Below are 19,055 nucleotides of genomic sequence, written 5' to 3'. Positions count from 1 at the left end.
TGAGTGCGAATCATTCACTTTAAATTTCTTCAAGCTAAACCGTTGACTTTTTAATTGATAACAATTATCATTATCAATAGATTATTTCTTTCTCCAAATTGCTTCATTCAGAATCCCCCTCTTTTTTGAATAAGCATGTATCAAACGGATATTCTTACATCAGACTAAGAGTATCCGTTTTTATCTGTACATGAGGAGAACTTTACATACTAAAGGAGCTGTTTTGACATGGATTATCGTATTGAAAAAGATACTATGGGTGAAATTAAAGTACCTGCTAATAAAATTTGGGGCGCGCAAACACAGCGCAGTAAAGAAAATTTCCAAATTGGTACGGAACAAATGCCAATCGAGCTTGTGCAAGCTATGACGATCCTAAAGAAAAGTGCGGCCATTGCGAATAATAAATTAGGCAAACTTTCTGATATTAAAACAAATGCCATCGTGCAGGCTGCAGATGAAATTTTAAATGGTCAATGGGACGATCAATTCCCTCTTGTGGTTTGGCAGACTGGTAGTGGTACACAATCCAATATGAATGTGAACGAAGTCATTGCTCACCGTGCGAATCAACTATTAAAGGATGCTGGTGAAGCGGACCGTATTCATCCTAATGATGATGTCAATAAATCACAAAGCTCTAATGATACATTCCCAACAGCATTGCATATTGCGGCTGTTTTAAAAGTGGAAGATTATTTATTACCAAGACTACGTTTACTAAAAGCAACTTTGGAAGATAAAGCCGCTCAATTTAAGGACATTATTAAAATTGGTCGTACGCATTTACAGGATGCGACACCTCTTACATTAGGTCAAGAGATTAGCGGTTGGGCAGCCATGCTCGCAAAATCAGAGCATATGATTATCCATAATATTGACTATATGAAGGAGCTTGCAATTGGTGGAACAGCGGTCGGTACAGGAATCAATGCTCACCCTGAATTTGGTGATCGTGTGGCTGAGGAAATTAGTGTGCTAACAGGCAAACAATTCACATCGGCTGCAAATAAATTCCATGCCTTAACAAGTCATGATGAAGCTGTTGTAGCACATGGTGCATTAAAAGCTTTAGCGGCTGATTTAATGAAAATTGCCAATGACGTTCGCTGGTTAGCAAGTGGCCCTCGTTCAGGTATTGGGGAAATTACGATCCCAGAAAACGAACCAGGCTCTTCCATTATGCCAGGTAAAGTTAACCCTACCCAAAGTGAAGCAATGACAATGGTTGTCACGCAAGTAGTTGGAAATGACGCAACAATTGCCTTTGCCGCTTCTCAAGGTAACTTTGAATTAAACGTCTTTAAACCAGTCATCATTTACAACTTCTTACAATCAACTCGCCTATTAGCAGACACAATGAAATCATTTAACGACCATTGTGCGGTAGGCATTGAGCCAAACAAAGAAGTACTCGATCATAATTTACAAAATTCATTAATGCTTGTAACAGCATTAAATCCATATATTGGCTATGAAAACGCAGCAAAAATCGCAAAACAGGCCCACAAAGAAGGCACGACCTTAAAGGCAGCAGCCATCGCAAGCGGATTACTTACAGAAGAACAGTTCGATGAATATGTAGACCCAGCAACAATGATTTATCCGAACGTAAAATAGAAGCAATGCACGTTGACTACGTAATGCCTTTAAAACATTGATATATCAACGGTTTTGATAATGTCCCCTAATTTGATCTCAGCATGTCAATGTATTTTATGGCATGTTTTTGGGGCTAAGTGGGGCTAGATTGGGGCTAATAAAATACGGCGAGCGTGTGTACAGGAATGTGTGAGTAAAAAAAGATTGAGGCTAATTGCTTCAATCTTTTTTTGTTGATCATTTATTATGAATAGCTTCGTTACATAAAAAAATAGCACTGCTAGGCACAGTGCATACATATATTTTATTGTAAGTAGGCCTCCCTGAAATAATCTGTGGAAGACAAATTCCTAAATATTTAGCAAATTATATCATCTAGAAAGATCTATACCCTATTATTCTCGCCGTTCCTTTCTTCTTGTTCTGATTCTTTTATATATCTTTTGTATTCAAAAAAATTCAAAGTAAGCACTAATGAGACTAATACAGTGAAAAGTAAAGTAAGATATAAAAAAAACTGAATCCATGATTTTGTAAAGAACAAACTTACCAATAATACAATACATAGTGCAGGTAAACCCTTTAATACATAGGGCATCTTTTTACTAATGTACATTTTAGAGAGTAAATAATTGTTTCTACGAATTTTTTTATATCTTCTATTTTCCTTTACATCTACAAATTCTTCTATACCTTCTGATTCTACTAAAAGCGTATTATTGCTACTAAGTTTGATGATTTTATAAAGCGGATCACCATTTTGATCCACTATGTAATAATCATATTGAAAAGTTAAAATAGTAGCTATAAAACTTATTATCTTCTCAAATAAGAACATTACCCCAATAAATGTTATAAAATAGATTGCTACTAAAACATAAATTGCTCTAACATCATCAACCTCAAATGGGATTTTAGCAAAAATTATAACCAAATAAATAAATGCTAAAAAAACAAGACTAAAAGTAACATATTTCAAAAATGAAATTGAGAATTTTTTTAAATTACTTAATCTTAGTTTTTCCAACTCTGTTATCCCATAATTATCAATTGTTGTCTTTACAATATAAATAATAACGGGTATTAATGATAATAAATATGTCTCAAAAGATGTATTTTCAAACAGAGACAAATTAACCCCTCCCTTTCACCTATCCCAATATTCGACAAAAGGAAAGGATTTCCTTCTTATTTAGACAATCAGATCTTGATAGCTTATACTGCAGTATCTTTACTAATCTCCTGACTATATAAAAAAAACACCTGCCGTAGCAAGTGCTTTGTTTCTCACTTCCTAAAGTTAGTGTCTTCCTCTAATTTCACGTAACTATCAGACACATCAAGCTTTTATTTCATCGGCAGTTGTCTTGCTAGGTTGCCCTGAGGGATCATCCACTTAAAGATCCCTGAGCACTTTAACCATTTTTTCTAATTCTTCGATTTTTCTTTTCATCTCATATATATAATCTTCCCCAATCCGTGCAATCACTCCGTAGCGATCATAATCCCAAGCTACGTAATAAATTTCTTCTTTATTCTTTGTTGGTTCCCATTTAGCAAAATAACCATCATTTAACTCATTTTGCATAAGTTGTACCTTTTCTAACGCAATAGAAATATCCAGTACCACGTCTGTAATACGGTTGAAATTAGTTAGTTGTTGTGAATGTTCCTGCATATCCTCATTCCCCTTTTTCTTCTAGTTTTTATTTGTTTGCTATTGCCTTTAATGGTAATTGTATATTATGGTCAGACATGACACACCATTCCTTGGCTGTAACTTTCATGTGTCCTCACTTCCTTCTCATTAAAGTACTTCTGTTGGTCCATCTCTATCGGTTAGCCAGTTGTAGAAAGGTACTGGACGTACATTTACAGGCTTTTTCTTCATAAATGATGTGTTTGTTGTTGGATGCTTATCTATGCGCTGTACTGCTTTGTTGTGGGCTCCTACGAATACTGCACGTAATGTCTTTGTAACTGTCAGCACACTGTCTTTAATATCGTTGGCCATTTTAAAAATGATATCTTTGGCTATTATTAATTCCTGGACGTTACTTACATTGGATGCTAGTACCACTTTATGCAGCTCATCCTTAAAGTTATTTGGGAGAGGTAATGAATGCATAAAGTCAAATAGCATTTGTTGATACTCATTCATGAACTCTTTGCATGCTTCTTTTTCAACCTGGGCCTGGTTATATGCTTCATGTAATGGAACAACCTCATATTCCTCGATAGGCTCGTCAGGATCTTCACATGTTTCAGATTGGTTCGGCAAAATAATATAGACGTTTGCACCTCTACCTCCCTTTACCTTCGTAGTTTTCTGTCTCTTAATGATTCCTAACGACTCCAGTTTTGAAATAGCTCGATAAATTGTCTTGGTGCTGATCTCCAATGCTGCAGCAATTGTCGCAGCTTTCAAATGACAGGCTCCTGGATAATTAAGAGAGTGTGAAGCAAGCTTATAAACGATGGCACGTTCTGATTCCGTTAAATCGTAGTAATGAGCCGCAATATGATTTTCTACAGCCGTATCCATATCTGCTACTGATTCAAATGTTTTATATTGTGCTAAGTACTCAAATGCCATCGTTTTCACCTGCCCTTCTATCACCAAATAAATTAATATACTACATGTACATTTCCATCTTCTCGAATTTGGACAGGTTGTTCGTCTACATCATCAAAATAAACTTTTCCCCAACCTTCGATATGTTCCCAGTAACCTAAATTGTATTTGTCGCCATATCTCTTTTTGAAATACTCTCTAGCTTCTTTGTAGTCCTTGAATTTCGGAAAATTTGCTTCATCTTCTCTTGAAATTTTAAAACCAAAGTATGTCATAGTGTTTCACCTCTCTTTCCTGCAGCAAGTGAGTAATTTTCTATGATAAATAAACCCCAACAAATTAACCTTACAAGGTTAATATATCACCACAAAAAGTTATTGTAAAGTTAAATTTTAACCTCTCAAGGTTACTTTTTAATATTTTCAAAAACTATTTAACTTCAAAAGTGATATAATTAAAGTTAAAAAAGAGGTATTGTAATGGCTATAAAATCAAATTTAAGAATTTTAATGGCTGAGCATCGTATTGATGGAATATCAGAATTAATGGCAAAGTCAGGACTTAGTAGAAATGCTATTAATCGATTGTATAAAGGGACTGAAGAGGAGATGAAATCAACAAATTTAAAAACCTTGATAACTCTATGTGAAGTTTTTGAATGTAAACTATCAGATTTACTAGAATTCACTCCAGATTCCACAAAGTAAGATCAACACATAAAAAGGACGCCCAATAACCCGGGTGTCCTTTTAAGATTTTCTAAATTATTTCATTAGGTATTCATTAACCATTCTTCAATAGTGGGTCTATGAAATAAAATACGGCCACGAACTTTTTTATGCGGAATCTCATTTTGACGAACCATCGTGTAAATAGTAGAGGTACTTATTTGTAATTCTTCTGCTAATTCTTCTACTGACATCGTCATTTTTTTATTGGGTTCCACAATTATAGGATTGTCACCTTGTGTTGTAGGAGGCTTAATTAATTCAACTTCTAGATCAACCGGTAGCTCTAATAATAACTCTAATTTCAAATATTGTTTCATTGGCACGCTCCAATTGTTTTTATATTATCATTGCCAATTTTTAAGTTGTATAAAATGAAAAACAAAAAGCAACCACATTTCTGCAGTTGCTAGATTATATATATTAATTATTAAGAGCATGTTTTAAAAGATTAAAAGAATAAATGATTAAGTTTTAAATTTGACCAGTTCATGTTTACTCTCACAATGGATTTCAGCATTTCAACGGTAGGACATTGCGGTGGGACAATTAAAAGCATAATAACAATTATGACCACCACCCATAACGTCTTTCTTTAACATATATGTGAGAAACATTTCTATGTGTTTTATATTTAAATTAACAAACTGCATTGTAATTTAAGAAAGTTCAAAATGAGAACACATTTAATGCTTTTAATTTATATTTTTATTTAATTCATAAACTGGGCAACCTATATGACTTAGATTAAGAGAATAGTAATGGCATTTGTTTTTATACTCGCATTTATTAATAAAGTGAGTTTTATTATTAATGCTTTTTTCAACAAATAAAGGATCGGCTATTAATGATCTTCCTAGAGAAAAACTTAAATTATTTGGAAGCTCTTCTAAACCTAATTTTTCTATATCCCAAATATTACCCGCATAATTCCATAAAATGTTTGGATACTTGTTCGCATAATCAATTATATTTTGTATAAAGCATGCATGTCCCCACTGCTCAATAGGATAAATTAATTGTTTATTGATATCGTATATTCCATTTGAAAAACTTATAATATCAATATCTAAATCAATAAGTTTCTTAATTAAAACTTCTTTTTCTTTTTTTTCATGTATATCATTGTTAATACCTTCTAGAAATGAAATTCTTAAATCAATAATTAAATTTGGTTTTTTGTCACGTATACCATTAATAATGGCCTTTAAAAAAAATAAATCTGAAGCGTTGTATTCATCAACCCTTAAATTTATACTTTTGCTAATAAGTTGAGAAAGAAAGTACCCATGTGCTGCATGAATCTGGACTACATTAAAACCCAAGTTACTTGCTTTAATACTTGTATTAATAAATTTATTTATAATATCTTGTATTTCTTCTTTTGGTATATTAATTAAATCAGTTCTAACAGTATTTAAATACTCTTCTACATTATTGTTAATCATTTTACGAATAGGTATAAGTGATGAATTCCGACAAGCAATTTGTATACCTGGAACAGATCCACGATTATTTATCGATTTTACAAGCTTTTCCCACTGATTAGTTTGATTGGTAAAATAAGCTGTATTAGAATTCGTTACATATTTTGGATCAATCGCTACATTCCCAATGTAATTTATTCCAATAGAACTATGAGACCTTTCTTTATAAAAATCGAAAAATTCTTCCTTTAATGTTCCATTTTCTGATAATCCAGTATTAATTGGTGCAAAAAAGAAACGAGATGGGATATTCAATCCTTTAATATCGTACGAAAATTTTAATGGATTTTCTATATTATTTATTTTCATATTTTTTAAATCTTCCCTTATTAATATTATATTTTCGTAAATACTCTTTACTTATATCCATATTGAGATGTGAAGATATTCTAATAAGATAAATAAATGCGTCTATTAATTCTTCTTTAAGATCAGGGTGAAGTTCAGTAAATTTTTCATTTAATTCGTCCTCTGAAAAACGATTATTTATTAGGTTTAATTTCTTAATTAAATTTGAGAATTCTCCTATTTCTCCAACTAACCCAATTATATCTTTACTAATAAAATCCATTTTTTCAGATATAGAAGAACTATTGTGACTCCAACCATGATTTTCATCAAATTCCTTCTGTAAATCGACTAGTTTTGAAATATCCAAACTACTCACTCCTTAAATTGAGTTACAATAAACGCCGTTACCCCATAAATAATATTTACTGTTAAACCAACTATTACTGTAGTAATTGTATTAAGCCAATCAGTACCAGAAAATAGTCCAATTAATATTAAAGTAAATATTAAGTATAAAATACTAGCAAGTAAGAACCTACGCTCGTATTGCTGGATTCTTTTTATTACGCCTGTGAACTTTTTACCGTATGAAAGTTCAATTTCAGTAGAGATATTTTTTATTCTTTTATCATGTTTTATTTCTTCTGATGACATAATGTATTCCGTTGGTACTGGCCAAATGCCTGTTTCATACCCATGTTGACCAGAGTAAGGTCTAGTAACAGCAAGTTCCAATTTGTTAAATTCAATCTTAGCAATAGATTCACCTGGATTAATTTTCAAATAATTATTCGAAATATTGGTAAAAACTATACCTAGTTTCCCTTGGAAACCTGGATCTGCATAGGTATTAACAGGTAACAGACCAATCGAAAAAAGCTTTCCTTTTGTTAAAATTCTACCTAACATATCATTTGGTAAGTATAGAGTTTCTGCAGTTAGAATTACTACAATTTGTTTGGGTTTAATAAGGATGTATTCATTATCTTTCAAATTATATTTTTGATGTGAGTTAGAAATGTCATAATATATATTGCTAGCAGTTAATTCATAGCAAGCTTGTTTGACATTTTTTTCAGAAAAATTATCTGTTATTAATTGTCCCTGTGCGCAAAAATTGATTATATCTTGATCATTTAATGTCCCAATTGTTGTCATTATTAATAACTCCACCTTTCAAACAATTACAATTATACGTTCAAAATGTAAATAGTGGAAGTTCATTAACTTATATAAATTAAAATTACTGTGAACAAAGCATTATAATCACATGAGACTTATTTAGTATAAAAATAGATTAGCCGACTCAAGTATTTCTTGAATCGGCTTTCTTTTTATGATTGCTATTGAATATAAAATACTTATTTTGAGTTGTTTTTGCTCCACAATTTATAGTTCTACAGGTAAGATCTATTCGATACATCCACCGGACTTTGCGGGCATAATAAAAAGCCACACCTTGTTAGATGTGACTTTAATTTTTTCATTTAATCAAACACAGGTAATTTTTCAGCTTCTGACCACGCTTCATAAAATTCTCTTTCTTCTTCCTTAGTAAATTCAAACCGAGCTTCAGTCATATAAATATTAAAAGATTTTATATGTTTATTAAAAAAATCGCAAACTGCATTGTAACATAATTTCAAAACATCAATTTGTTTATAAAACTCTTGTTCATATAGACTCAACTTAGAATGCATTAATCTATTTCTTGTTTTATTTAATTCTAAAATAGCATTTTTCATCTTACTATTTATTTCTACATCACATATATACTCTAGACGATCTAACGATTCTTTTAAAGTAACAGTCTGTAGTTCCGGATCTGCAGCAAAGATATCCTTTTTATTTTCTTTTTTCATTATTATTTTTGCCTTTTGATACTTTTCAATATTTTTAAACAATAAAACAGAATTTCTCTCTTCTAACATTACTTTCAATAGAATTTCTATACCATGATTCAAAAAAATTACAGCATCTTTTAAAGTATGGTCAACACCTTCAACAAGTTCATCTATTTTTTCAATACAAGCATGTGCGTTTTTTATAGAATCTGCACCATTTTCCACCAAAGAAAATCCTATAATTTTTTGTTCTTTTTTGTCACCAAAAGTCATTTTCCATTCACCTTCCTATCTACCAACATCATAGGATAAATAGAATGTTATGCCAATAATACAAATTTGATATAAAAAGAGACTACCAATTTAGTAGTAACAAACACATTCCAGCGATTCACGTACATTTATCTTATAAAAAAACACCTACCCAAAGGTAAGTGTCTATATAAACAATTTATTTAAAGATTTCATTGCTCTTTTCCTATTCTTCTCCAGCTGTTGCACCGTTATCGACTTTACTTTTGGAGCTGGACCCTCGATATCTGCACTGATTTCTTTTGAACGTTGCTCTGCAGCTTCTGTGTCTGAATCATAGTATGTCTCAATGAATTTAAGATGCTTTTTCACAACTTCACGTAATAGTTCATAATCAACCTTTTTTCGCTCTATAAAGTACTGCTGTAGCACTTCCACATCTTGTGTGGGTAAACTATCCATAATAGAGCAAAAACGCTCATATCCCCTCTCTAAGCGGTCTATTTGACGTTTCCTGTTCTCTTTCTCCGCAATAATCATTAAAGCGAGTCGTTCGGTTCCTTTAGTTATACTTACATTTTCATCATAAGAGGTAACACCGTATGAAAACTCATACAATTCCTGAAAGTATTGTTCCGCTGATCGTTTTAAATACTTGGCCAACTCATTTGACGTTGCATCCTTCCACAAGCAATACATGGTGTTACGGATCCTGGCTTCCATAACTGGAACATCGTTATCCGATACACTACTTATTTCATACCTTGTACCAGCTGTAATGGTTGCTATTTGCTCTCCAAACTCTTCGTTAATCATTGCTAGATTCACAGACCATCACCTCACTTTTCATAAAACCGTAATATTTTTAGAATTTCCGAATGCTTGTTATATATATAATTTGCGCTATATTCTAATTCATTTGCTATTGATTCCAGTGTCTTTCCTTCTACATATTTACGGTGTAAGATTTTTTGTTCCAATGATTCAAATTTAGAAACCAGCTGCTCAAACCGTGCTTTTCGTTCTACACAAAATTGTAATTGATTTTCTGTATCTTGCTTTTCTTGTTCATTTAGGTCTGGATCCGTTAGTTTAAACTGTAAATACTCGAACTTTTCCAGCAAACTTGCATAATCTTTTAACCAAAACATATTTGAAACCACCTTTTAATGACTTCCTAAAACAATGCCTTATCAATTTTAGAAATTAACTCTAACAGTCTATTATTGCATCCAACTCGAACACTAGATGTTTTATAAGCTGGATTCTCTACTATACTTATTTCTACTAAATCTGCACGTTGTATTAACCTAAACTTTTTACTTCCTCTTTTTGTCTCTTTATATTCTGCATTTTTGAATCCTACTGAAACGTGACTTAATTGTCCATCTTTTATTAAGTTGTAAAGTAGACGATTTTCATGGCTATTTTCTAATTCAATACGAAATGACAGCCCTTTTTCATCTTCAAATAATGTAAGTTGTCCAGCTTCTGCACTAGCAAAATCTAGGGAACTCAAGTGGGAATATAGAACAGTTTGATTCCGTTTTTTTATAGAGTCTATAAAGGAGCCTGGTAGGAACTGTTCGTAAAATTCCCCTTGGTCATCATGGATACACGCTTGTTCATTCCAACACAGCGCGTATCCACTAATAACTAAGGGTTTTGTCATGGCCGTTTCATAACCTCATTTGTGATTTGACCGTGAAAATCAATAATTCGTTCAATATGTCCTTCCCTAATACGTGGATCAAATTCCAGTTTTACAGGAATGGTAAACCTTTTACTTGGTTGGTTTGGATAAGGTGGATTTTGTGAAGCAGCTGCTACCTTCTGGTACTCTCTATCAATGGTGTTTTTAATCTCATTGCTAAAATGACTTGCTGACCTCTTTATCCCGCCATATTGTTTCAAAAGGTCAAAATATTGCTTTTGCGCAGTTAATACTTTCTCACCCATTTCATCGAGCTTACTTTTTGAAATGTTTAATACTAACTCCATTTCAGTTGAGATTTTAGATACATCAAACAGTTCAATAGATTCTACAGCTTGCAAATTCTTAATTTCAGTTTCTTCATTGGAAATTTTACGTTGTAATTCTTCAATTTTCCTCGCACATTCTTCTGAAGAAAGTTTGTTAAAGAATCGTTTAGGATTAAGTAAACTATAGCTATTATTTAATTGAATCCCTTCCAATTGTTTAATTTCTTCCTGGATCTTTTTAATTGCTTGCTCCTTTTTTTCTATTAAAGCTGGCTTATCATCCACTAACATTAGTAACTCAGCAAATGAAGGGACCATTTTTAAAAGGTCTTTGCTTTTAGATTGCGATAACAATTCTGCTTTACTTAATTGTGGTCTTTTTGGACCGTCAGCCGTAAACATTCCATTTTTAAGTAGTGACAGTGCTGTTGTAAAGGCATGTGTTTTCTCCATATATACCTTTTGTGCCTGTTGGCGCATATTCTCATTCTTGTGTTGCATTAATTTACTAGAGGCATAGTATTCTTCTTCAATCTTTAAAAATGCTTCTCGATCTCTTTTAGGTAATTTATCGACTAATGCTTTATATTCAATCATCCTTATTTCATCTCCTTGAAATTGGAGCGTGTACACAATCATACACGCCCATTGTTGGGTTATTTCTTCAATACTTTATTAATCTTAATAATTAGTGCATGTCGCTTTTCATAAAGCTCTTTTTCGCGTTTAAACGCTTCAATAGCAGCTGCACGTGATTCTGTAAACATAGAAGCCTGTTCAATTTGTCTCATAATCCTCACCTCCTTTCAGGACTTTGTCACAATGGAGTGCTGTGACAAGTGTGACAAAATGGTATACCTCTCTAAGTAGCATGAACCCAGGCTATATATTGCTTATTGCCTTTTGTCACACTAAAAATTTTTTCAAAAAATCAACTTGAGGTGCGCGTTTGTATGCTCATACGGTCTACAGCAAAATGGCCAATATTTTAATTTGGTAGGGGGGCTATCACCTAAGTGTGACAAAAAATAAAAGCCCAATAACATACACATCACTGTGCTGCTACTGGACTTCATGAGTCTCTATGATTATTTAACTTTGAATCGATTGATAGTCTTGCAGCCTGATCGTGTGCATTGCACTTCTAACTCACAATCATTCGTACTAACTTCATACTCTTTATTTGCTTTGAGTAATAGCTTCCTACACTTAGTGCATCGTATCTCTTTCATCACTTTGCCTCTTTCTTATCAACTTCCACTGGTATCTTAATGCCATACTTATTAGCCAATCTGATATTATCTAAATCATCCCAATCGATATTAATACAATAATTATGTGGAATGACTTCATCACTTCCAACCAGGCCTTTTAATTTACACATCGTTACACGTCTACCGTTATATACTTCCTGACCATGTTTATGCAGTCCACCACATATACAACATTGTGGAATAAAAATACCTATATCTGATCTTCTTTCAAATTCGTAGAAGTAACCTTTATTTGCTGGTACATAAGCTAAAATTTCTTTATCACTCATTCCCAAAAACATTTCTTCTCTTTTACGTTTTGCATCCTGAATCATTACTTTAGTTATTCGTTTATTTTCATTTAACTCCACTTAATTCACCCCAATAGAACACCTATGTTATTTAAATGCGTTACCTTCTGCTACCATCTGTTACCCTCATAAACCCTTATACATCAACGTTTCTCATGATTTTAGATTAAAAAAGGTAGCACATTTACCCCCTATTTTTCTTTTATAAGATAAAAAAATATTCTTATATAAATATATAAAATATAAAGAAGTTGAATTTATCTGCTACCATCTGTTACTTATCTCTGAACCCTTGACATGACTAGACTTGTGAGGTAGCAATTACCTGTTACCGGTAACGCATTTAACCTATTTTTTTAATGAAAACCATGTAAAACAGTAAATTTTCAGTCGTTTTTGTGATGGAAATTCCATCACTTTTTTTAAAACTTCCTTGATATATCAACGTGTTTCCCTAGGGAAAATATCAAACGCATGAAAAAGGTATTTTATTCGTTAAAAAGGTAGCGCATTTTATAAATTAATCACTAACAAAGATGCGTTTATTTTTACCGTCTATTTTTTGCTGCTTAGTAGCATAACCGAAAAGTTGTTTAATCTGCTTACTAAAGCTAATGTTACTCACTGGATTAAATCCATTTTCACTGCAATAAACCTTGTACTGTAAATAGACATCACCAACAACAGATCGCTCCAGCTCCACATCTTCATTTGTAACAAAGCTAATAATTGGGTTATTTTCTTCTTGATACTTTTGTAGCTCTTTTTCTACAACTTTTGATTTTGTAAATCCTTTATTTTCAAGCAACCGCTTTAAAGCATTTAAAGCTAAAGTCAACACATATTGCATCGATTCATCTGAAATTAATTTCTGCCTGATTAACGGATCGTAATCTTCATCTGAAATATCAAATTTTGCTTTAAAAGGGACAATGAATAACCTTCTAACTAATCCATCACTATAATCATTAATTCGTGGCATTTCATTGGCCGAAAAGATCAGTTTTGCATAGTTTTTAAAATCGAACGGATCCTTTCCCTTACGCTCTACGTTTAAACGTTCACCAGTTGCAAGCTTTTTAAAAATAGATGATTCTTTAATATATCCTTTTGAAATATCATCACCAATATTGACTAACTTTCCAAATAACTCAGCTGTTTTAAATCGTTGGTCCAATTCTTTTAAATCTAATGACGAAAGATTATTCTCACCGACAAGTGCAGCTAAAATTTCTAAATATGATGATTTACCATTGGAGCCGTTACCTGTCAAAATGAATGAATAAGAATAACGACAATCCCTTAATATTGAATAACCCAATATCTCCTCTAGGATGGACCGTATTTTTTTATCATGGACCGCAATTTTATTTAGAGTACGGTCCGTTACTTCATAATAAGCACTTGGCACATACGCAATTGGAATTTTGTTGCGTGTAATAATCTCAGGTGAAAAGTCTTGCAGCTGCCATGTTTCTAAATTAAAAACACCATTCTTCATAACAATGTATTGTGTTGAAGCAAACTGTTTTTCCTTTGCGTTGAGCTGTATATATGCCAATGTTTCTTGTCGTCTAGCCCTGGTCAATGATGAAATATGTTTAACCATCATTCGCTCAATGTCTTCCTCACGATCCGAATACACACCATCGTGATATATATGCAGCACATTCGCTATTTTACAAATGTGATGTTCATTTATTAAGAAATCACCGAATTTATCATGATGAAAAACACCTTTCACAAAAAACGACTCTTTCATAAATGCTTCATCACGTAAAATAATATTTAATTCACCCTTATCAACTGGTTCCTCTAAAATATAGTTGTTGATAATAGTGATTGTTTCTTTAATGTCTTGCTTGGCCATTCCCTGGGACTGCATTTTTAAAATATAGGTAAATAGTTTGTCATTACGTCCGTCACCATCAGTTAACTTAGTCAAGTTTGGATTTTTCTTGTTATATGGAGATAACCAGGCTGGCATAGGACCATGTTCATCACACTTTCGGAGCCATTTGCGAACCTGTCCATTTATCTTCAATGGATCTGCAGTATTTTTCATACCTAACTTGTAATCGCAAAGAATACCGATATTGGAATACCATTTAATTTTATTTGCAGTTAAATCATAGCCTTTAAAATAAAAATGCATGCCATTATTCGTTTGTAATACAGAACATTTAATATCCTTATCTTCTACTATGTCGAGTAGTATTTCAGCTTCGTCTATATCATCAACATCGACCATAATAAATTCATCTGCTAAAACACCAACATAAGAATTTTCTAATCTAGCTGTATTGTAAGAAAGTAGCTTGCTACCATCTTTGAATGCAGTAGCAGCATGCTTACCGTTACCACGTAAATATCCCTTATAAATTATAATCACCTACTCCCTGTACACACGCCGCCAAACTGTGTAATTTCACCACTCACTTGTAATTTCACTTATAATTTCAAAAGCTTGTCGATATGGCCACCATCGCTTGCGATTCTTTTTTATTTCAATTGCTCTCATTCGCACATCACAAATAATTACTTCTTCTAACCATCTACGAGACATACACGTTAAATCAGCCATTTTGTCTATATCGACCAGCCAAAGAACCTCTCTTACCTCTTCATTCAATTTTTGCTCGATATATTGTCGAATAGCTACTTTATCAAGATTTACCTCAATATGTGCTGGTAACATTTTTTCACCTCTTATATTTTTGGTTAACTTTTGTGAACAATTTCTGTATAAAAAAAATCTTCAATTTTAGAATCTAATTCATTGGAGATTTTCTTAGCCAACATTGGAGATGGATGTCTTCTTTTTTTTAAGATAGCTGATAAATAATTATTATTAACCCCCAACAAATCACTGAAACTTTTTAAACTGTGCCCTTTTAATGCAATGTGAGAACGCAATTCATCACTATTTTTCAATAATAACTTCGTCACCTTTTCTCCCCCTTCATTCAATTTATATCTATAATCTAACACGCATTGTTATACTTTTGCAACCAAATTGGTTAACTTTTGTTTATTTTTTTAAGTTTTTAATTTATACTTCATTTAAAGGGGGTTTTATAATGACTACAGAAAATATTAGTTTTGCTACTTGTCTAAAAAGCTTAAGAAAAGAACATAAGTTAACTATTAGAGAATTGGCAGAACGATCAGATACGTCTCACTCATATCTTTCACAATTAGAGAACTCAAGAAGAAATCCTCCAAAACCTACAATGATTAAACAACTGTCCAAAGGTTTATCAGGTAATGACGATAGTAAATTTTTAAGAGTATATAACCTTCTTATGAAAGAAGCTGGTTATAATATGGATTGGCAAGTATACGATGAAGTCTATCAGGATTCAACTGGAAAAATTTTAAAAGAGGCAACATCACCTGAATTTGTTAAAGCAACTTTTAATCATAATGTTGAGATGCCAATTTACCTAAATTCAAATAATGAAGGATGTTTTTATTTTTTCAATGATGATGGTCCTTTTCCAGATGAAATTCAGGAAAAACTTCGGTTAATGATTAAAACAATTCTTGATTAGTATCCACATTACTCACCTATTCCTGTACACACGCCGCCAAGCATGAAAGGAATGGACAAGGTGAAGTTATATAAATCAACAAAAGAACCTGAAATATATCACTATTTCAATGCAAATGAAGAAAAGCTATGGATGTTTCGACACAAGTATTATGATGCAACTGGAAAACGGAAAGAGAAGAAAAAAAGTGGTTTTAAAACAGAAAAAGCAGCATTGAAAGCCCTTCTGGAAGTAAAGGCTGCAACGCTGCGAGGTGAAACTAAACATATAGAAAATGATAACCTAACTGTTGGCCAATGGCTAGATATTTGGTTTGAAATGAATAAAGGAAAATGGAAACCTGCTACAATTGAACAACGTGAGATTTTTATAAAGCTTTATTTAAAACCCTATCTAGGGTCATATAAGATACAAAAACTAGATAAAAATATTTATCAAAAAGTATTTATAAATGCCTTAGAAACAAAATTAAAGCCTTATTCAATTCATTCCTTGCATAAGACTTTTAGGACTGCAATTAATGCAGCTGTAGCAGATGAAATTTTATTACGTAACAAAATATATGGTGTTGCCCTACCCTCTATAAGAAGTAGAGAAGCTGAAAAGAATTACCTTAAACCATTGCAACTAAATGTATTGCTAGATCATTTTAAGCGTAACGAAAATATAGCCTACTATACTTTATTTTTAACAATTTCCTATACTGGCATGCGAAAAGGTGAAGCTTTGGGGCTTCAATGGCGTAATATGGACTTTGATAACCGAACAATCACTATTGAGCGTCACAGAGGAAATAACGGTGTTGGAACCACAAAGACACAAAACAGTGAGCGCACCATAAAAGTTGACGATATTGTTTTTCAACAGTTAAAGAGTTATAGAACAGCTGTCAAAGCTTTGTTGCTGTCATATGGCCGTAAATTAAATGAAGATATTTCAAAAGATGACTCTTTTATTTTCATTTCACCTTATACTGGTGAACCTTTCATTTCAACAGGGTTAAATGCAACATTTAATCGTGCTGTAAAAGCAGCCGGACTTCCAGCGACTACAATACATGGATTACGGCACACACATGCCACAATTTTGATGAATAATGGTATCCCTGTTAAAGCAATTGCTGAACGTTTGGGAAATACTCCTGAGATGATTCATACAGTTTACGGACATGTTCTTCAGGAAATGGAGGAACACACTATATCAGTATTTAGTCAAAGCTTAAAAGAAAATGGGGCTAAAAGTGGGGCTAATCTATAGCCAAAACCTTCTCAACACTAGATATATCAACGTTTCTAAGCATCCAATTATTTTACCGAACGTAAAATAGAAGCAATGCACGTTGACTATGCAATTGATATATCATCATCTCTGATAATATCCCCTATTTTGAGCAACAAGTGTATTTTACAACATGTTAGTGTGGCTAATAAAATACGGCTAGCGTATGTATAGGAATGCGTGAGTAAAAAAGATTGAGGCTAATCGCTTCAATCTTTTTTTCTTTATAACCCAGAACCCCTTTGAAGCTTTTTAGTCTTTAGCGTTATTTGCCTTTTCCTATAAACAATCAGACCAATAATAGAAAGAAGTAAAAGTACACTACTAGCAATTAAAAAGAATAAAGATAAACCTCTCTTTTCTCCCCAGTTGTTAAATGCTTGTGAGAAACCTATAAAAACCATTAAAAAAGATAGTACTAATTGAGGTTTTGAAACTTCTTTAAACAATAAGATACCTCCCTTTTTATTCACTTAATAATTTGAGGTGTTAAATGTAAATTAGGGCTGATTAAAACTGCAACGTGTGTAAAGTAACGCGTGAGTAAGGCTATTTAATTTATCTAGTTTCTATAAAAGTAAAAATGCTAGAATTTTGTTATAACCTTCTGGCGTATATGTATGATTTTTACGTTAGGTCAATGTTAGCTTATTTTGAATAGCAACCTAAACGAACGTTTACACCTCAAAAAAAAAAAAGCATATCATAATTTGGAATATGCCTTCATATTTAAATTCAAACTCTTTTTAAGAAATTTATGATTGGATATGTGACTTTTAATAAATCAATCATACATAAACAAATTAAGACCACCCATCACGGATTGGCTTTTTTAAAAACGCCTCAGTTTACTATGAAAGATTATTTTTATTACTTATAAAGGAAATTTGTTCAGCTGATATAATAAAATCAATTAAATCCATCGTTTCATTTTGTAGCAAAACGTGAAATTCATATTTGTCATTCACTTTATATATTTCCTCATACAGCCACCATGCATCTTCTAACAAATTATCTTGTTTGATAATATTAAAATTTTCAAATATGACCTCATCTATATTTGTATAACTCCCGTTGTTATCAAGGAGTAAATTTAAGGATTTATCATTCTTGATTGATTTTATAATTTTGCAATCATGGAAGCTAAAATCCCCATCAATTTCTATATCCAGTAATGCTGAGTTTTCTTTTATATATCTTTTATAATCTTCAATTACTGTAGTTACAATTCTTTTATTTTCCTCGCAAAGTTGAGTTACAGCATTTATTACATTACGAGTTGCCTTATCTAAAGCAAACACCCTTATATCTGCAATCTGTTTTACTATTGTTTTTGGTAATTGCTTTTTTAAATACATAAGATTATGTATGAAAATATCATGGAATTGTTCTATTCCCTTCTCTTTATTAAAAGGTTCATAGTGATTATCTTCATCTCTGTTTGCTGTTTCATTAAATTTTAATATTAAATTAGCTTCTTCCTGTAAAGTAAGCCAACTATTTAATTCAAAGTCGTAAAGCTGTTGAAAATATTCTTCTGAGAATGTTTCAGCTTGCTTTTCTTCCTCTAAATGCAGATGGAGATTATTTTTTTGACACAGTTCATGCCATTCTTTAGTAAAATATTTCATTTTATTACCCTCGTCTCTCTAAGTAGATAAATTTTCCATTAACCTACCTCGCTAGCTTAATAATCTAATTAAACCCTAACTTGGCGATCCTGTAGTAAAAAACCACATGGTCAATAAAATCAACCAAATTATTACAATGCCAATAACTAAACGCTTCATACACAAGCCCCTCTCAGATCTTACTTCCACTAATCTGCTTTGTAATGTAATAATACCTCTTAACTCTTTCATTTGGATAACTATTTCCATTTATCACTCCAACCAAT

The 19,055-nt window shown here is 32.3% G+C and carries 24 protein-coding genes; 4 read left to right on the top strand and 20 right to left on the bottom strand.

Annotated features, from left to right (window positions below):
* Positions 1-228: 228 nt before the first annotated feature.
* The gene (fumC, locus tag PSR12_RS09300) at positions 229-1,620 is read left to right on the top strand and encodes a class II fumarate hydratase (protein ID WP_257521930.1); all 1,392 of its coding nucleotides are present in this window, start codon (positions 229-231) and stop codon (positions 1,618-1,620) included.
* A 367-nt stretch (positions 1,621-1,987) separates the two neighbouring features.
* On the opposite strand, the gene PSR12_RS09295 is transcribed toward fumC, so the two are convergent.
* From PSR12_RS09295 to PSR12_RS09280, 4 genes are all read right to left on the bottom strand, one after another.
* Positions 1,988-2,734, bottom strand: coding sequence for a hypothetical protein (locus PSR12_RS09295; protein WP_274772807.1), 747 nt, complete (start codon positions 2,732-2,734; stop codon positions 1,988-1,990).
* 264 nt (positions 2,735-2,998) lie between these two features.
* Positions 2,999-3,280, bottom strand: coding sequence for a hypothetical protein (locus PSR12_RS09290; RefSeq protein ID WP_274772804.1), 282 nt, complete (start codon positions 3,278-3,280; stop codon positions 2,999-3,001).
* Between the two features lie 129 nt (positions 3,281-3,409).
* Positions 3,410-4,198: a helix-turn-helix domain-containing protein gene (locus PSR12_RS09285; protein WP_274772802.1), complete on the bottom strand. Its 789-nt coding sequence runs from the start codon at positions 4,196-4,198 to the stop codon at positions 3,410-3,412.
* A 32-nt stretch (positions 4,199-4,230) separates the two neighbouring features.
* Complete coding sequence (locus PSR12_RS09280; protein ID WP_274772801.1) at positions 4,231-4,452, bottom strand: hypothetical protein; 222 nt, start codon at positions 4,450-4,452, stop codon at positions 4,231-4,233.
* 204 nt (positions 4,453-4,656) lie between these two features.
* Between PSR12_RS09280 and PSR12_RS09275 the strand changes: the two genes are divergently transcribed.
* Positions 4,657-4,884: a helix-turn-helix domain-containing protein gene (locus PSR12_RS09275; RefSeq protein WP_274772799.1), complete on the top strand. Its 228-nt coding sequence runs from the start codon at positions 4,657-4,659 to the stop codon at positions 4,882-4,884.
* Positions 4,885-4,949: 65 nt separating this feature from the next.
* Here the strand turns inward: PSR12_RS09275 and PSR12_RS23825 are convergent, their stop codons facing one another.
* The 14 genes from PSR12_RS23825 to PSR12_RS09205 all read right to left on the bottom strand — a co-directional run bounded on the left by PSR12_RS23825 (position 4,950) and on the right by PSR12_RS09205 (position 15,275).
* A complete protein-coding gene (locus PSR12_RS23825) occupies positions 4,950-5,225 on the bottom strand; it encodes a helix-turn-helix domain-containing protein (protein WP_342456128.1) in 276 nt (91 codons plus the stop codon).
* A gap of 375 nt (positions 5,226-5,600) precedes the next feature.
* Positions 5,601-6,701 (bottom strand): oxidoreductase, encoded by a 1,101-nt coding sequence (locus PSR12_RS09265; protein WP_274772796.1) that lies wholly within the window; start codon positions 6,699-6,701, stop codon positions 5,601-5,603.
* The gene (locus tag PSR12_RS09260) at positions 6,688-7,050 is read right to left on the bottom strand and encodes a hypothetical protein (RefSeq protein ID WP_274772795.1); all 363 of its coding nucleotides are present in this window, start codon (positions 7,048-7,050) and stop codon (positions 6,688-6,690) included. The genes PSR12_RS09265 and PSR12_RS09260 overlap by 14 nt, the downstream gene beginning before the upstream one ends.
* A 5-nt stretch (positions 7,051-7,055) precedes the next feature.
* Positions 7,056-7,841 carry a dCTP deaminase domain-containing protein gene (locus PSR12_RS09255; RefSeq protein ID WP_274772793.1) on the bottom strand — a complete coding sequence of 262 codons (786 nt, stop codon included), beginning with the start codon at positions 7,839-7,841 and terminating at the stop codon, positions 7,056-7,058.
* Between the two features lie 329 nt (positions 7,842-8,170).
* Positions 8,171-8,800, bottom strand: a complete 630-nt coding sequence (locus PSR12_RS09250; protein WP_274772791.1) for a hypothetical protein — start codon at positions 8,798-8,800, stop codon at positions 8,171-8,173.
* A 165-nt stretch (positions 8,801-8,965) separates the two neighbouring features.
* The gene (locus PSR12_RS09245; RefSeq protein WP_274772789.1) at positions 8,966-9,607 is read right to left on the bottom strand and encodes a hypothetical protein; all 642 of its coding nucleotides are present in this window, start codon (positions 9,605-9,607) and stop codon (positions 8,966-8,968) included.
* A gap of 11 nt (positions 9,608-9,618) precedes the next feature.
* On the bottom strand, positions 9,619-9,930 hold the full coding sequence (locus tag PSR12_RS09240) for a sigma-70 RNA polymerase sigma factor region 4 domain-containing protein (RefSeq protein ID WP_274772787.1): 312 nt from the start codon (positions 9,928-9,930) through the stop codon (positions 9,619-9,621).
* 26 nt (positions 9,931-9,956) lie between these two features.
* Positions 9,957-10,451: an HK97 family phage prohead protease gene (locus tag PSR12_RS09235; protein WP_274772785.1), complete on the bottom strand. Its 495-nt coding sequence runs from the start codon at positions 10,449-10,451 to the stop codon at positions 9,957-9,959.
* Positions 10,448-11,359, bottom strand: coding sequence for a hypothetical protein (locus PSR12_RS09230; protein WP_274772783.1), 912 nt, complete (start codon positions 11,357-11,359; stop codon positions 10,448-10,450). The genes PSR12_RS09235 and PSR12_RS09230 overlap by 4 nt, the downstream gene beginning before the upstream one ends.
* Before the next feature lie 59 nt (positions 11,360-11,418).
* Positions 11,419-11,553, bottom strand: a complete 135-nt coding sequence (locus tag PSR12_RS09225; protein WP_274772781.1) for a hypothetical protein — start codon at positions 11,551-11,553, stop codon at positions 11,419-11,421.
* A 440-nt stretch (positions 11,554-11,993) separates the two neighbouring features.
* Positions 11,994-12,386 (bottom strand): hypothetical protein, encoded by a 393-nt coding sequence (locus PSR12_RS09220; protein ID WP_274772779.1) that lies wholly within the window; start codon positions 12,384-12,386, stop codon positions 11,994-11,996.
* Positions 12,387-12,846: 460 nt separating this feature from the next.
* Positions 12,847-14,709 (bottom strand): DNA primase family protein, encoded by a 1,863-nt coding sequence (locus PSR12_RS09215; protein WP_274773451.1) that lies wholly within the window; start codon positions 14,707-14,709, stop codon positions 12,847-12,849.
* Positions 14,710-14,754: 45 nt separating this feature from the next.
* Positions 14,755-15,024, bottom strand: coding sequence for a hypothetical protein (locus PSR12_RS09210; RefSeq protein WP_274772777.1), 270 nt, complete (start codon positions 15,022-15,024; stop codon positions 14,755-14,757).
* Between the two features lie 23 nt (positions 15,025-15,047).
* Positions 15,048-15,275: a helix-turn-helix domain-containing protein gene (locus tag PSR12_RS09205; protein WP_274772775.1), complete on the bottom strand. Its 228-nt coding sequence runs from the start codon at positions 15,273-15,275 to the stop codon at positions 15,048-15,050.
* A gap of 131 nt (positions 15,276-15,406) precedes the next feature.
* Here PSR12_RS09205 and PSR12_RS09200 point away from each other — a divergent pair, with 131 nt between their 5' ends.
* Positions 15,407-15,880, top strand: coding sequence for a helix-turn-helix domain-containing protein (locus PSR12_RS09200; RefSeq protein ID WP_274772773.1), 474 nt, complete (start codon positions 15,407-15,409; stop codon positions 15,878-15,880).
* A gap of 51 nt (positions 15,881-15,931) precedes the next feature.
* Complete coding sequence (locus tag PSR12_RS09195) at positions 15,932-17,137, top strand: site-specific integrase (protein WP_274772771.1); 1,206 nt, start codon at positions 15,932-15,934, stop codon at positions 17,135-17,137.
* Between the two features lie 245 nt (positions 17,138-17,382).
* Here PSR12_RS09195 and PSR12_RS09190 read toward each other — a convergent pair whose 3' ends face one another.
* Entirely contained in the window at positions 17,383-17,607 is a 225-nt protein-coding gene (locus tag PSR12_RS09190; protein WP_257521929.1) for a hypothetical protein, read from the bottom strand.
* Positions 17,608-18,009: 402 nt separating this feature from the next.
* Positions 18,010-18,789, bottom strand: a complete 780-nt coding sequence (locus tag PSR12_RS09185; protein ID WP_221683177.1) for a DUF4085 family protein — start codon at positions 18,787-18,789, stop codon at positions 18,010-18,012.
* Between the last annotated feature and the right edge of the window lie 266 nt (positions 18,790-19,055).

Origin of the sequence: Lysinibacillus sp. G01H (assembly GCF_028872195.1) — a bacterium.
In the GTDB taxonomy this organism is placed as follows: Bacteria; Bacillota; Bacilli; order Bacillales_A; family Planococcaceae; genus Lysinibacillus; species Lysinibacillus capsici.
Note: the sequence above shows the minus strand (reverse complement) of the source record. Positions and strands in the feature narration are given on the sequence as shown.